15 protein-coding genes are annotated in these 13,417 nt (G+C 59.4%); 14 read left to right on the plus strand and 1 reads right to left on the minus strand.

Going from position 1 to position 13,417, the window contains the following annotated elements; translation table 11 throughout:
- Positions 1-2 precede the first annotated feature (2 nt).
- From FO268_RS08255 to FO268_RS08300, 10 genes are read left to right on the plus strand one after another with little or no spacing between them, the layout of a single operon-like run.
- The gene (locus FO268_RS08255) at positions 3-926 is read left to right on the plus strand and encodes a catechol 2,3-dioxygenase (RefSeq protein WP_150991888.1); all 924 of its coding nucleotides are present in this window, start codon (positions 3-5) and stop codon (positions 924-926) included.
- 45 nt (positions 927-971) lie between these two features.
- Complete coding sequence (locus FO268_RS08260) at positions 972-2,432, plus strand: 2-hydroxymuconic semialdehyde dehydrogenase (protein ID WP_150991889.1); 1,461 nt, start codon at positions 972-974, stop codon at positions 2,430-2,432.
- Between the two features lie 7 nt (positions 2,433-2,439).
- On the plus strand, positions 2,440-3,300 hold the full coding sequence (locus FO268_RS08265; protein WP_150991891.1) for an alpha/beta fold hydrolase: 861 nt from the start codon (positions 2,440-2,442) through the stop codon (positions 3,298-3,300).
- Positions 3,300-4,085 (plus strand): 2-oxopent-4-enoate hydratase, encoded by a 786-nt coding sequence (dmpE, locus tag FO268_RS08270; RefSeq protein WP_150991893.1) that lies wholly within the window; start codon positions 3,300-3,302, stop codon positions 4,083-4,085. Before FO268_RS08265 ends, dmpE begins: the two co-directional genes overlap by 1 nt.
- Before the next feature lie 26 nt (positions 4,086-4,111).
- Entirely contained in the window at positions 4,112-5,047 is a 936-nt protein-coding gene (locus FO268_RS08275) for an acetaldehyde dehydrogenase (acetylating) (protein WP_150991895.1), read from the plus strand.
- Positions 5,048-5,060: 13 nt separating this feature from the next.
- Positions 5,061-6,098: a 4-hydroxy-2-oxovalerate aldolase gene (gene dmpG, locus FO268_RS08280; RefSeq protein ID WP_126813379.1), complete on the plus strand. Its 1,038-nt coding sequence runs from the start codon at positions 5,061-5,063 to the stop codon at positions 6,096-6,098.
- Positions 6,095-6,889, plus strand: coding sequence for a 2-oxo-3-hexenedioate decarboxylase (gene dmpH, locus FO268_RS08285; protein WP_150991897.1), 795 nt, complete (start codon positions 6,095-6,097; stop codon positions 6,887-6,889). Before dmpG ends, dmpH begins: the two co-directional genes overlap by 4 nt.
- 12 nt (positions 6,890-6,901) lie before the next feature.
- Positions 6,902-7,093 (plus strand): 2-hydroxymuconate tautomerase, encoded by a 192-nt coding sequence (locus FO268_RS08290; protein WP_150991899.1) that lies wholly within the window; start codon positions 6,902-6,904, stop codon positions 7,091-7,093.
- 4 nt (positions 7,094-7,097) lie between these two features.
- Positions 7,098-7,796 (plus strand): class III extradiol ring-cleavage dioxygenase family protein, encoded by a 699-nt coding sequence (locus FO268_RS08295; protein ID WP_150991901.1) that lies wholly within the window; start codon positions 7,098-7,100, stop codon positions 7,794-7,796.
- Positions 7,797-7,839: 43 nt separating this feature from the next.
- Positions 7,840-8,784 (plus strand): ketopantoate reductase family protein, encoded by a 945-nt coding sequence (locus FO268_RS08300; RefSeq protein WP_225316552.1) that lies wholly within the window; start codon positions 7,840-7,842, stop codon positions 8,782-8,784.
- Positions 8,785-8,845: 61 nt separating this feature from the next.
- Here the strand turns inward: FO268_RS08300 and FO268_RS08305 are convergent, their stop codons facing one another.
- The gene (locus FO268_RS08305) at positions 8,846-9,754 is read right to left on the minus strand and encodes a LysR family transcriptional regulator (RefSeq protein WP_150991903.1); all 909 of its coding nucleotides are present in this window, start codon (positions 9,752-9,754) and stop codon (positions 8,846-8,848) included.
- A 158-nt stretch (positions 9,755-9,912) separates the two neighbouring features.
- Here FO268_RS08305 and FO268_RS08310 point away from each other — a divergent pair, with 158 nt between their 5' ends.
- Genes FO268_RS08310 through codA form a run of 4 tightly spaced genes read left to right on the plus strand, consistent with a single transcriptional unit; the run spans position 9,913 to position 13,412 of the window.
- Positions 9,913-10,356, plus strand: a complete 444-nt coding sequence (locus FO268_RS08310; protein ID WP_150991905.1) for a DoxX family protein — start codon at positions 9,913-9,915, stop codon at positions 10,354-10,356.
- Between the two features lie 3 nt (positions 10,357-10,359).
- Positions 10,360-11,307: a glutathione S-transferase family protein gene (locus FO268_RS08315; protein WP_150991907.1), complete on the plus strand. Its 948-nt coding sequence runs from the start codon at positions 10,360-10,362 to the stop codon at positions 11,305-11,307.
- A gap of 17 nt (positions 11,308-11,324) precedes the next feature.
- Positions 11,325-12,128, plus strand: a complete 804-nt coding sequence (locus tag FO268_RS08320; RefSeq protein ID WP_150991909.1) for a DODA-type extradiol aromatic ring-opening family dioxygenase — start codon at positions 11,325-11,327, stop codon at positions 12,126-12,128.
- Positions 12,129-12,176: 48 nt separating this feature from the next.
- Positions 12,177-13,412 carry a cytosine deaminase gene (gene codA, locus FO268_RS08325; RefSeq protein ID WP_150991911.1) on the plus strand — a complete coding sequence of 412 codons (1,236 nt, stop codon included), beginning with the start codon at positions 12,177-12,179 and terminating at the stop codon, positions 13,410-13,412.
- Positions 13,413-13,417 lie beyond the last annotated feature (5 nt).

A 13,417-nucleotide genomic window follows, 5' to 3' on the forward strand; every position in this document is an offset into this window, starting at 1 on the left:
TCATGAAAAAAGGTGTAATGCGTCCCGGCCACGTTCAGATCCGTGTTCTCGATCTGGAAGAAGCCGTCAAACACTACACAGACCTTATGGGTCTGATTGAAACCGACCGTGATGACCAGGGCCGGGTCTACCTGAAAGCCTGGACCGAAGTGGACAAGTTTTCCGTGGTTCTGCGGGAGGCCGACGAGCCGGGCTGTGACTTCATGGGCTTCAAGGTTGTCGATGAAGAGTCACTGGTCCAGCTTGAGAAAGACCTGGTGGATTTCGGTGTGGCTGTGGAGCAGGTTGCCGAGGGTGAACTGAAAGACTGCGGCCGCCGGGTCCGTTTCCAGGTGCCCTCCGGACACACCTTCGAGCTCTACGCCGACAAGCTGTACACCGGCAAATGGGGCGTGGAAAACGTTAATCCGGAAGCCTGGCCCCGCAACCTGAGCGGCATGAAAGCCGTCCGGTTCGACCACTGTCTGTTCTATGGTCCCGAACTGGCCGCGACCTACGACATCTTTGTCAACGTACTGGGCTTCCATCTGGCCGAGCAGGTTCTGGACGGAGACGGCACCCGCATTGCCCAGTTCCTGACCGTGTCCATGAAAGAGCACGATATCGCGTTCATTCACCATGAGGAGCCAGGCAAGTTCCACCATGCCTCCTTCTACCTGGAGACCTGGGAAGACGTACTGCGCGCGGCGGACCTGATCTCCATGACCGATACCTCCATCGATATCGGCCCGACCCGCCATGGCCTGACCCATGGCAAGACCATCTACTTCTTCGACCCGTCCGGAAACCGCAACGAAGTGTTCTGCGGTGGCGACTACACCTACCCGGACCACAAGCCGGTGACCTGGCAGGCGGAGCAACTGGGCAAGGCCATCTTCTACCACGACAGGGTACTGAACGAACGGTTCCTGACGGTATTGACCTGACTTTTACCAGTTCAACAGGGCCATTGAGAATAGGATTAGGCAGCAATGAAAGACATCAAGCACTACATCAACGGGCAGTATGTTGGCTCCGCCAACGGCAAGCTGTTCGACAACGTCAACCCGGCCAACGGCAAGGTGATCAGCAAGGTTCACGAAGCCGGCCGGGAAGAGGTGGACGCCGCGGTCAAGGCAGCAAAAGCTGCCCTGCGTGGCCCCTGGGGCAGGATGACACTGGACGAACGCACCAGCATCCTGCACAAGGTGGCTGACGGCATCAATGCCCGGTTTGACGAGTTCCTGGAAGCGGAATGCCTCGATACCGGCAAGCCGAAGTCCATGGCGAGCCATATCGACATTCCCCGGGGTGCGGCCAACTTCAAGGTGTTCGCGGACATGATCAAGAACGTTCCCACCGAATCCTTTGAAATGCCCACGCCGGACGGCACCGGCGCCCTGAACTATGCCGTTCGCCGGCCCAAGGGCGTGATCGGTGTAATCAGCCCCTGGAACCTGCCACTGCTGCTGATGACCTGGAAGGTAGGGCCGGCCCTGGCCTGCGGCAACACCGTGGTGGTCAAGCCGTCGGAAGAAACCCCCACCACCACCGCACTGCTGGGTGAAGTGATGAAAGAAGCCGGCGTGCCGGACGGCGTGTTCAATGTGGTTCACGGTTTCGGCGGAGATTCCGCCGGCGCCTTCCTCACCGAGCATCCGCTGGTGGATGGCTTCACTTTCACCGGCGAAACCGGTACCGGTGAAGTCATCATGAAGGCCGCTGCCAAGGGTATCCGGGATATCTCCCTGGAGCTGGGCGGCAAGAATGCCGGCCTGGTGTTCGCCGACTGTGACATGGACAAGGCCATCGAGGGCACCATGCGTTCGGCTTTCGCCAACTGTGGCCAGGTCTGCCTGGGCACAGAGCGGGTGTATGTAGAACGCTCCATCTTTGACGAGTTTGTTGGCCGTCTGAAAGAAGCGGCGGAAGGCCTGAAAATTGGTCCGCCGGATGATGCCGAAGCCAACCTGGGGCCACTGGTGAGCCTCAAGCATCGTGAAAAAGTCCTTTCCTATTACCAGAAAGCCGTGGATGACGGTGCCACTGTGGTTACCGGTGGCGGTGTTCCCGATATGCCGGAAGAGCTGGCCGGCGGAGCCTGGGTGGAACCCACCATCTGGACCGGGTTGTCGGAGGATTCCGCGGTGATTACCGATGAGATCTTTGGCCCCTGTGTCCACCTGTGCCCGTTCGATACTGAAGAAGAAGCCATCGAGCTGGCCAACAGTCTTCCCTACGGCCTGGCCTCGGCCATCTGGAGCGAGAACATCACCCGTGCCCACCGTGTTGCCGGGCAGATCGAGGCCGGCATCATCTGGGTCAACAGCTGGTTCCTGCGGGATCTGCGCACGCCCTTCGGTGGCAGCAAGCAATCCGGCATTGGCCGCGAGGGCGGTGTGCACTCCCTGGAGTTCTACACCGAAATGAAAAACATCTGCGTGAAATTGTGAGGTAGCCATGAACGCCACTGTCGAAAGCCCGGAAATCGGGCGCGAGATTACCGCAGCCGGCTACCGGACCAATCTGCATGACCAGGGTGAAGGCGGATTCCCGCTGATGATGATTCACGGTTCCGGCCCCGGTGTGACTGCCTGGGCCAACTGGCGCCTGGTGATTCCGGAACTGGCGAAACACCGCCGCGTGGTCGCCCCGGACATGCTCGGGTTCGGTTACAGCGAACGTCCCGAAGACCAGATCTACAACCGGGAGCGCTGGGTGAAGCATGCCGTTGGTGTTCTGGACGAACTGGGGCTGGAGCAGGTGGACCTGGTGGGTAATTCCTTCGGTGGCGGACTGGCGCTGGCGCTGGCCATCGAATACCCGCAGCGGGTTCGCCGGCTGGTGCTGATGGGGTCGGCGGGCGTGAGATTTCCGATCACCCAGGGCCTGGATGAAGTCTGGGGTTACGAGCCTTCACTGGACGCCATGCGCCGGTTGATGGACGTGTTTGCCTTCAACAAGGGCCTGTTGACCGAAGAGCTGGCAGAAATGCGGTATCAGGCCAGCATTCGCCCCGGTTTCCAGGAGTCCTTCGCGGCCATGTTTCCCGCACCGCGTCAGCGCTGGGTCGATAGCCTGGCCAGCAACGAAGACGACATCCGGGCACTGACCCACGAGACCCTGATCATCCATGGCCGTGAAGACGAAGTGATTCCGCTGGAAGCGTCCCTGAAGCTGGCGGAGCTGATCGACCGGGCCCAGTTGCACGTGTTCGGCCGGTGCGGTCACTGGACACAGATCGAACACGCCGACCGCTTTGCCCGGCTGGTCAACGATTTTCTGAACGAGGCCGATCAAGCGGCGGAAGGAGCAGAGTAATGGAACAGACACGAATTCAGGCACTGGGCGATGAGCTGTACCAGGCCATGTTGAGCCGGGAGGCGGTGGAACCGCTGACCAGCCGTGGCGAGGACATCAGCATCGACGATGCCTACCACATTTCCCTGCGCATGCTTGAGCGCCGTCTCGCGGCCGGAGCATCGATCATCGGCAAGAAGATCGGTGTGACCAGCAAGGCCGTCCAGAACATGCTCAATGTACACCAGCCGGATTTCGGTTATCTCACCGATGACATGGTGTTCAACAGCGGCGAAGTCATGCCCATCAGCGACCGGCTGATTGCGCCCCGGGCCGAAGGCGAAATTGCCTTCATCCTGAAAAAAGACCTGACCGGCCCGGGCGTCACCAACGCCGACGTGCTGGCAGCGACCGAATGCGTGATGCCCTGCTTCGAGATTGTCGACTCCCGCATCCGTGACTGGAAGATCGCCATTCAGGACACCATTGCCGACAACGCCTCCTGCGGCCTGTTTGTGCTGGGCGACCAGGCAGTCTCCCCCCGCAAGGTGGACCTGGTGACCTGCGGCATGGTGGTGGAGAAAAACGGCAGTGTACTCAGTGCCGGCGCTGGCGCGGCAGCGCTTGGTTCGCCGGTGAACTGTGTCACCTGGCTGGCTAACACCCTGGGCGAATTCGGCATCTCCCTGAAAGCCGGGGAAGTGATTCTGTCCGGCTCGCTGGTACCGCTGGAGCCGGTCAAGGCCGGCGATTACATGCGGGTTGATATCGGTGGCATTGGCAGCGCTTCGGTGCGCTTTGCCTGACCGGCAAGAATGATGAGGAACAGGTTATGAGCAAGAAAATCAAAGCAGCCATCATCGGCTCGGGCAACATTGGCACCGACCTGATGATCAAGATCCTGCGCAATGGCCAGAACATTGAAATGGGCGCCATGGTGGGCATCGATCCCGAATCCGACGGCCTGGCCCGTGCCGCCCGCATGGGCGTGGCTACCACGCACGAGGGTGTGGACGGCCTGGTGAAAATGCCGGAGTTCGCCGACATCGACATCGTGTTCGATGCCACCTCCGCCAGGGCCCACATGCACAACGAAGTGTTCCTGCGGGGCCATAAGGAAAACATCAAGATCATCGACATGACCCCGGCGGCCATCGGCCCCTACTGCGTGCCGGTGGTGAACCTGGAACAGAACCTCTCTGAGGGCAACGTCAACATGGTCACTTGCGGTGGCCAGGCGACGATTCCGATGGTGGCGGCCGTGTCCCGGGTGGCCAAGGCCCACTACGCCGAAATCGTTGCCTCGATTTCGTCGAAGTCCGCCGGCCCCGGTACCCGCGCCAACATCGACGAGTTCACCGAAACCACCTCCAAGGCCATCGAAGTGGTGGGCGGCGCCCAGAAGGGCAAGGCCATCATCATCCTCAATCCGGCCGAGCCACCCCTGCTGATGCGGGACACCGTCTACGTGCTGTCCGACGCCGCCGACCAGGCGGAAGTGGAAGCCTCGGTGGAGGAAATGGTCAAGGCTGTCAACAGCTACGTGCCCGGCTATCGCCTCAAGCAGAAAGTGCAGTTTGACGTGATCCCGGAAGACCAGCCCATGAACGTCCCGGGCCTGGGCCGCTTCAGCGGCCTGAAGACCTCCATCTTCCTGGAAGTGGAAGGCGCCGCCCATTACCTGCCGGCCTACGCCGGCAACTTGGACATCATGACCTCTGCGGCTCTCGGCACCGCCGAGCGCATCGCCGAATCGCTGGTCAACTGAGGAGGATATTCCCATGACATTCAATCCCGGCAAGAAACTCTACATCTCCGACGTGACCCTGCGGGACGGCAGCCATGCCATCCGCCACCAGTACTCCATCAAGAACGTGCAGGACATCGCACGGGCACTGGATAAAGCCAAAGTCGATTCCATCGAAGTCGCCCACGGCGACGGCCTGCAGGGTTCCAGCTTCAACTACGGCTTCGGCGCCCACACCGACCTGGAGTGGATCGAGGCGGTCTCCGAAGTGATCGAACACGCCAAAATTGCCACCCTGCTGCTGCCCGGCATCGGCACCGTCCATGACCTGGACAACGCCTACAATGCCGGCGCCCGCATCGTAAGAGTGGCCACCCACTGCACCGAGGCGGATGTCTCGAGGCAGCACATCGAGCATGCAAGAAAGCTCGGCATGGACACCGTGGGCTTTCTGATGATGAGCCACATGCAGACCCCGCAGGGTCTGGCGGAGCAGGCCAAGCTGATGGAAGACTACGGCGCTACCTGCCTGTACGTGGTCGACTCCGGCGGTGCCATGAACATGAACGACATCCGCGACCGCTTTCGGGCGCTGAAGGATGTTCTGAAGCCGGAAACCGAAACCGGCATTCATGCCCACCACAACCTGGCCCTGGGTGTGGCCAACTCCATCGTCGCGGTGGAAGAGGGCTGTGACCGCGTCGATGCCAGCCTCGCCGGCATGGGTGCCGGTGCCGGCAACGCGCCGCTGGAAGTGTGCGTGGCCGCCTTTGACAAGATGGGCTGGGAGCATGGCACTGACGTCTACGCCCTGATGGACGCCGCTGACGACATCGTGCGTCCGCTGCAGGACCGCCCGGTCCGGGTAGACCGTGAAACCCTGGCCCTGGGCTATGCCGGTGTCTACTCCAGCTTCCTGCGCCATTCCGAAGTGGCGGCGCAGAAGTACGGCCTGAAGACCGTGGACATTCTGGTGGAGCTGGGCAAACGCCGCATGGTGGGTGGCCAGGAAGACATGATCGTGGATGTGGCGCTGGATCTGCTGGCGGCGCAAAAGGAGCAGAACGCATGAGCAAGACATTGAATCGCGAACAGGTTCTGGCCCTGGCCGAACACGTGGAAAACGCCGAATTGCAGGCCCACGACATCACCAAGGTCACCAACGATTACCCGGACATGACCTTCGAGGATGCCTACGACGTGCAGTGGGAAATCCGTCGCCGCAAGGAAGAGCGGGGCAACAAGATCGTCGGCATGAAAATGGGCCTCACCTCCTGGGCCAAGATGGCTCAGATGGGTGTGGAAACGCCGATCTACGGTTTCCTCGCGGATTATTTCAGCGTGCCTGACGGTGGCGTGGTGAACACCAAAGAGCTGATCCATCCGAAAATCGAGGCCGAAATTGCCTTTGTGACCAAGGCGCCCCTGAAAGGCCCGGGCTGTCATATTGGCCAGGTGCTGGCGGCGACGGATTTCGTGATTCCCGCCGTGGAAATCATTGATTCCCGCTACGAGAACTTCAAGTTCGATCTGGTCAGCGTCGTTGCTGACAATGCCTCATCCACCCGCTTTATCACCGGTGGCCAGATGGCGGATGTGGCCGATGTGGATCTGAAAACCCTGGGTGTCGTGGTTGAGAAGAATGGTGAAGTGGTGGACGTGGGTGCCGGTGCTGCGGTGTTGGGCCATCCGGCCTCCAGTGTTGCCATGCTGGCCAACCTGCTGGCGGAGCGGGGCGAGCATATTCCCGCCGGCACCTTCATCATGACCGGTGGCATTACCGCTGCCATCGCTGTGGAGCCCGGTGACAACATCACCGTTCGTTACCAGGGCCTGGGCACCGTTTCCGGACGATTCGTTTGATAAGGAGGCGCTATGCCTATTGCTCAGCTTTACATTATTGAAGGCAGAACGGACGAGCAGAAGGAAACCCTTATCCAGGAAGTGAGCGAGGCCATGTCCCGCTCTCTGGATGCACCCATGGAGCGCATCCGGGTGGTAATTACTGAAATGCCGAAACAGCATTTCGGTATTGGTGGCCAATCTGCGAAAAAACTGGGGCGGTAGCAACGTGACCAAATTGCCGGTGTTGTATCTGTCCTGTGAAACCCAGGCGCTAACCGGGCCCAGGGGGCAGTCCAGCCTGCGCCGGCTGATCCAAGAGGATCTCCGGGTAGACAGCGTCGCGTTTATCACCTCCGACTCAGGTGCCGGGCATCCCGAGATTTTTCGCCAGTGTGGCAAGGGAATGCTGGCCCGGCGCCTGCAATCGCTCATGCAGCACCGCGGCTTTGAAGTGTCGATCAGTGGCCCACAGGGGCCGGAACTGAAAATGCTGGCTGAAAGCATGACTCAGTTGTTGCCCGAGGAGGTGATCGAGCTGCGACTCAATACAGGGATGACCAGCGAGCGGTATCGTGACATTGGCCTGTGCCTTGAAACCTTAAGGGATCAGGGTGTGTTGCTGATATGCCTGGACCGGATGGAATCCGATGACAGTGCTGCCAGCCACCACCAGCCCCATGATGTCTACATCCGCAAACTGATTCAGCAATGGGAGGATGAGCAGCGATGGGTCAAGGCGATGTCCGGGGTAAGTATTGCTAAAGGCGCTGCAAACTCTGGTCGCAGTGTTCCTGTAGCCGATCCAACCCTGTGCGTGTTGAACACCGCGTTCAGCCTTGGCGGTATGAAAGTTCCCCAGCGCCTGTTCGGGTTCTCGCTGGATGAGGACAGTGAGTCCCTCGCCGGGTACGGCTGGATGCATTAAACTCCCGGCAATGTCCGTAAGCGAAACATAAAGGGTTCTGTAAATGCTCAGACTGCTGATGGTAGGCGCCGGAGGCGTAGGAGGTTATTACGCCGCCCGGCTGTTGCAAGCGGGTCACAAGGTAGTTTTGACCGCCCGTGGTGAACACCTGAAGGCAATCCGAGAGAAAGGTCTGACGGTTCGATACGAAGGTGAAACCATTAACCTGCGTGCCGAGGCTCTTGATCATCAGACTCTTATTACAGGTTACCTGCCTGATGATTTCGACGTCATTGTCATTGCCCTGAAATCCACAGTAACCGGTGCGGTCCTGGAAGAATTGGGTTCGTGGCTCCGGAGGGGGCAGGTGAACGTTCTTTCCCTCCAGAACGGTGTGGACAACGAGCCACTGCTTGCTCAGGCCGTGGGGGATAAACGGGTCATCGGGGGGTTGGCTGTGCGGATTGGCGGCCATATTGCAGAGCCCGGTGTGATTGAGGCTGAAGGCGCTGCCCAGGTTGTCATGGGTGGATGGCCGATGTCAGCCGCCGCAGACGATGCCCGGACGGAACTTTTACAGCGGCTGGCTTCTGAGTTTAATGCAGCGGGAATCCCCACAAGACTGTCTGAAAACATTCGCTATGAGCTCTGGCGCAAACTGGTTATCAACAATGGCGTAAACCCTCTGTCTGCGGTAACCGGCCTGGATACAAAAACCCTTACTCACCACCCGAAATTCCGCAAAATCGTGCACGGCATGATGGCGGAAACCGTGGAAGCCTCGAAAGCCGACGGCGTTAATCTCGGCCCGGAGGATCTGGAAGAAATGTTCGAGCTGATCAGCAACTTCAACGCCATCAAGACATCCATGCTGGTGGATAAAGAAAAGGGGCGGCCGCTGGAGCTGGACAGTATTGCCGGGGCGGTATTGCGGCGCTGCGAGCGTCTGGGGGTTGAGGCTCCCTATACTGAGACAGTTCACGCTCTGTTGCTACACAGCGTTGAGTGAAATCCCGGATGAGTTCGTAGAGGGGCCGGCATCAATGCAATGGGGTGCGTACCAGCGCTTGCTATTCAAACCTGTCCCAGTAGGGAGGTTCACCAAAAAAGCCGTCGATGAAGTCGATAAAGCTGCGAACCTTGCTCGCCAGCAGTTGTCGGTGGGCGTACACCGCATAGAGTGCCATGGGCTCCGGTTCGTGTTCCGGCAGGATAATCTTCAACTTTCCTTCCTTGATTGCAGCGCCTGCGATGAAGGTAGGCTGAAGGGCGATTCCGGCCCCGGCAATCGCCGCTTCTGTCAACACATCGCCGTTGTTGCTGATCATCTCCCTGGTGGAATTGCCAATACCATCCTTTAGCCATTTCTGCACCGGATGTTCCGCATCCGTATCCATGTAACTGTATCGCAGGTAGTGATGGTTGCTGAGATCTTCAGGGCGTTCCGGTGTGCCATGTTGTTGCAGGTAGGCCGGTGATGCGCACAGAGCTAGTCGTACCGGGGCGAGTCGCTTGGCGATCAGCGAGGAACTTCTCAGGTGACCGATCCGGAGAGCGATATCGAATCCCTCTTCCACGATGTCCACCTTGCGATCATTCAGTTGCAGGTCGATGCCCACGGCGGGGTGGGCCTGCTGGAATTCACTCAGCAGGGGTGCCATGTGGCGAATGGCAAAAGAGACGGGGGCGCTGATACGCAGCAGGCCCTGGGCCCGGGTTTGTAGATCGTCGAGGTGATTCTCCATATCGTCGATGTCATTGAGTACCTGCTGGGCGCGCTGGTGATAGCGGGTTCCCGCCTCCGTCAGGTGGATCCTGCGGGTGGTGCGGTTGAGCAGGCGCACTCCCAGGTGTTGTTCCAGTTGGGAAACGTATTTGCTGACCAGTTGGGGCGACATGCCCAGGCGATCCGCAGCGTGGGTAAATGTGCCGTCGTTCACCACCGTCACAAAGGCGCGCATGGCATCGATACGGTCCATTGGGTGGTCCTCTATATGGGCTAATAGTCAACGATATGTTGATAATAAAACAACATTGGCCATCTTAGTCCACTCGATTGGTGATAGTACAGTGGGCCCATCACCTGAGGCGCGGGCTTCGGGGTAAACCCACAAGTGAAACATTCGAGGTGACTATCATGAGCTCTCAATTTACACAGGCTTTGTTCCAATCCACTGGCGGCTTTGCCGCCCTGATTCTGCGGGTACCTGTCGGGCTGATCCTGGCCGCCCATGGTGCACAGAAGCTCTTCGGCTGGTTCGGCGGCTACGGGCTGGAAGGCACCGGGCAGTGGCTGGCCAGTATTGGACTGGAGCCCGGTTACCTGATGGCGTTGCTGGCAGGTGGGGCCGAGTTCTTTGGCGGTCTGGCACTGGTGCTTGGCCTGCTGACACGACCTGCGGCCGTGGTTGCAGCTTTCACCATGCTGGTGGCCATCTTCGCGGTGCATATCGGTAACGGGCTGTTCATGTCCAATAATGGCTACGAGTATGCCCTCACGCTGTTTGTCGTTTCCGTCGCACTGGCGATTCAGGGTGCAGGCCGGTTTGCCGTGGATAACCTGTTGCACAATGAGGGCTGAACCATGCTGGTAAACGGGATCTGGAAGGAAAACTGGCAACCGGTACAGGCGAAAGACGAGGAAGGACGGTTTATTCGCCAGACCTCGCCCTTTCGCAACTGGATCACGCCGGATGGACAGCCGGGACCCACCGGGGTGGGCGGTTTCAAGGCCGAATCGGGACGTTATCACCTGTACGTGGCCTACATCTGCCCCTGGGCATCGAGAGCCCTGATGGCTCGCGAGTTGAAAGGGCTCAAGGATGTGATCGGAGTGACCGTCGTCAACCCCCGTCTGACCGACCAGGGCTGGCAGTTCGGCGGCTACCCCGGCGCGCAGGAAGATACGCTCAACGGTGCCCGCTACATGCATGAGCTGTACACCCGGGCGGATCCGGATATTTCCGGCCGCGCCACGGTGCCGGTACTGTGGGACAAACACACTGGCACCATCGTCAATAACGAGTCGGCGGATATTCTCCGGATGCTGAACACGGCCTTCAAAGAGATTGTGGATATGGGGCCGGACCTATACCCGGCGGCACTGGCAGGCGAAATCAACAGCCTTAACGGCTGTCTTTATACCGATCTGAACAATGGGGTGTACCAGGCCGGCTTTGCCTCGAGTCAGGCCGCCTACGATGAGGCCTATGCCAAGGTGTTTGCTGCCCTGGACGACATGGAGTCGCGGCTGGCGGATGGACGTCACTATCTGTTCGGTGATCAACTGACCGAAACCGATATTCGTCTGTTCGTGACCCTGGTGCGCTTTGATGCAGCCTATCATGGCCTGTTCAAGTGCAACCGCAATACCCTGAGCGTCATGCCGCGCCTGCACGACTATATGCACCGGATACTGGCGCTTGATGGTATTGCCAATACCGTCAACCTTGATCACATCAAGGCCGGTTATTACTCCATCAAGGCGCTGAACCCGAGTGGTATTGTCCCGGCGGGGCCGGGCGAACTCTGAACAGAGGAACAAATGCCATGAACACTGCAACCGATGTGCTGTTTATCTCCCACGGGGGCGGGCCAATGCCACTGCTGGGGGACCCGGGGCACCGTGAAATGGTGGCGCGGCTAACGGAGATTGCCGGTAACCTTCGCAAACCCTCCGCGATACTGGTGATCAGCGCGCACTGGGAGGCGTCGGTACCGACCATAACCTCTGGTGCCAACCCTTCGCTCAACTATGATTACTCTGGCTTCCCACCGGAGGCCTACAAGATCGAGTATCCCTGTCCCGCGGAACCGGAGCTAGCGCGTCAGGTATACCAGGTGCTGGGTCAAGCCGGTATCCCGGCGCGCCTGGATGACCAAAGGGGCTTTGATCACGGCCTGTTTGTGCCGCTCAAGCTGATGTACCCGGCGGCGGATATTCCCTGCGTTCAGCTCTCGCTGGTCAACAGTCTGGATGCCAGCACGCACCTGGCGATTGGTCAGGCCCTGCAGGCTCTGGATTACGACAACCTGCTGGTGATTGGCTCCGGTTTCTCGTTTCACAACATGCGAGCATTCTTTGCGGAACAGACGCCGGACATCCAGTTACGCAATCAGGCCTTTGAGAACTGGCTGGAGCAGACCTGTTGCGATACCTCCCTGTCGGAGTCGGAGCGGGCGGAGCGTCTGGCTCATTGGGAACGGGCGCCCCACGCCCGGTTCTGTCACCCCCGGGAAGAGCACTTGCTGCCTTTGCATGTCTGCTATGGTCTGGCCAGCAAGCCCAGCGATACGCACATCACAGCAAGGATACTCGGGAAACAGTCGGGGATGTTTTATTGGCGGTGTTAACCGGCGCCTTCCATGATCATGGTTAGTGAGCACCCGTAAGGAGATGTTATGAGTGAAAGTCTGAATGCCATCGTCAACGCCCGATTGCAGGGCCGCGAGGGTTTGTACCGGCTGACCATTGCCGAAGGCCGGTTCAGCGCCATTACTGCCCAGAATGCAGCGGAAGCGGCAGCGGAAAACCAGCTGGATGCCGTCGGCAACCTGGTCGTTCCGCCGTTTGTGGAGCCGCACATCCATCTGGACGCGGCCATGACCGCCGGCGAGCCGCGCTGGAATCAGAGCGGTACCCTGTTTGAGGGTATCGAGTGCTGGTCAGAGCGCAAAGCTAGTCTGACGCGAGAGGATGTGGTCAGCCGGGCCGAGCAGACCCTGAAACTGTTTGCTGATAACGGTATTCAGCATGTCCGCACCCATGTGGATGTAACTGATCCCAAACTGACGGGCCTGAAGGCCATGCTTGAGGTACGTGAGCGCATGGCGGAAACCGTGGATCTCCAGATTGTGGCGTTTCCTCAGGAAGGCCTCTGGTCCTTTCCGCAGGGTAAGGAGCTCATGGAAGAAGCGGTACGTCTGGGGGCGGATGTTGTCGGTGGCATTCCCCATTTCGAATTCACCCGGGATTACGGCGTTGAGTCGGTCCAGTGGCTGATGATGCTGGCCCACAAGCACGACCTTCTGGTGGACGTGCACTGCGACGAGATTGACGATCCCGAGTCCCGCTTCCTGGAGGTTCTGGCTGCCGAAGCACTCCGGCTGGACTATGGCTCCCGGGTCACCGCAAGCCATACCTGTGCCATGGGTTCGTACAACGACCATTACTGCAGCCGGCTGTTCCGGTTGTTGCAGAAATCCGGCCTGCGTTTCCTGTCCATGCCCACAGAAAGCCTGCACCTGCAGGGCCGATTCGATGGGTACCCGAAACGCCGTGGCCTGACCCGCGTGCCGGAACTGCTGGATGCCGGCCTGAAAGTGGCGTTCGGCCAGGATTCCATTCGCGACCCCTGGTATCCTCTGGGTAACGGCAACATGCTGCGGACGCTGGATGTGGGCCTGCACGCCTGCCACATGCTGGGCATGGACTGGATTGACCGATGCCTGGAGTTGATAACAGATAACGGTGCCGCCGCTCTGGATCTCGAAGAGTATGGCATTGAGCAGGGGCTGCCGGCCCGTTGTGTTGTGCTGCAGGGGCGGTCGCCGTACGAGGTGCTGTTGGGACAGTTGCCGGTTCTGGCATCGGTTCGGGATGGTAAACCGATGATCAGGCGTGCCCGACAGGGATAGTCGGG

The sequence above is a fragment of the Marinobacter denitrificans genome, assembly GCF_008795955.1.
GTDB lineage: Bacteria > Pseudomonadota > Gammaproteobacteria > Pseudomonadales > Oleiphilaceae > Marinobacter > Marinobacter denitrificans.

What these genes read in the sequence shown, in the direction of transcription:
- dmpG (WP_126813379.1), top strand. Translation starts at nt 5,061, where the DNA reads ATGACATTCAATCCCGGCAAGAAACTCTACATCTCCGACGTGACCCTG.
- FO268_RS08260 (WP_150991889.1), top strand. Translation starts at nt 972, where the DNA reads ATGAAAGACATCAAGCACTACATCAACGGGCAGTATGTTGGCTCCGCC.
- FO268_RS08310 (WP_150991905.1), top strand. Translation starts at nt 9,913, where the DNA reads ATGAGCTCTCAATTTACACAGGCTTTGTTCCAATCCACTGGCGGCTTT.
- FO268_RS08305 (WP_150991903.1), bottom strand. Translation starts at nt 9,754, where the DNA reads ATGGACCGTATCGATGCCATGCGCGCCTTTGTGACGGTGGTGAACGAC.
- FO268_RS08320 (WP_150991909.1), top strand. Translation starts at nt 11,325, where the DNA reads ATGAACACTGCAACCGATGTGCTGTTTATCTCCCACGGGGGCGGGCCA.
- FO268_RS08300 (WP_225316552.1), top strand. Translation starts at nt 7,840, where the DNA reads ATGCTCAGACTGCTGATGGTAGGCGCCGGAGGCGTAGGAGGTTATTAC.
- FO268_RS08315 (WP_150991907.1), top strand. Translation starts at nt 10,360, where the DNA reads ATGCTGGTAAACGGGATCTGGAAGGAAAACTGGCAACCGGTACAGGCG.
- FO268_RS08255 (WP_150991888.1), top strand. Translation starts at nt 3, where the DNA reads ATGAAAAAAGGTGTAATGCGTCCCGGCCACGTTCAGATCCGTGTTCTC.
- dmpH (WP_150991897.1), top strand. Translation starts at nt 6,095, where the DNA reads ATGAGCAAGACATTGAATCGCGAACAGGTTCTGGCCCTGGCCGAACAC.
- FO268_RS08275 (WP_150991895.1), top strand. Translation starts at nt 4,112, where the DNA reads ATGAGCAAGAAAATCAAAGCAGCCATCATCGGCTCGGGCAACATTGGC.
- dmpE (WP_150991893.1), top strand. Translation starts at nt 3,300, where the DNA reads ATGGAACAGACACGAATTCAGGCACTGGGCGATGAGCTGTACCAGGCC.
- FO268_RS08265 (WP_150991891.1), top strand. Translation starts at nt 2,440, where the DNA reads ATGAACGCCACTGTCGAAAGCCCGGAAATCGGGCGCGAGATTACCGCA.
- codA (WP_150991911.1), top strand. Translation starts at nt 12,177, where the DNA reads ATGAGTGAAAGTCTGAATGCCATCGTCAACGCCCGATTGCAGGGCCGC.
- FO268_RS08290 (WP_150991899.1), top strand. Translation starts at nt 6,902, where the DNA reads ATGCCTATTGCTCAGCTTTACATTATTGAAGGCAGAACGGACGAGCAG.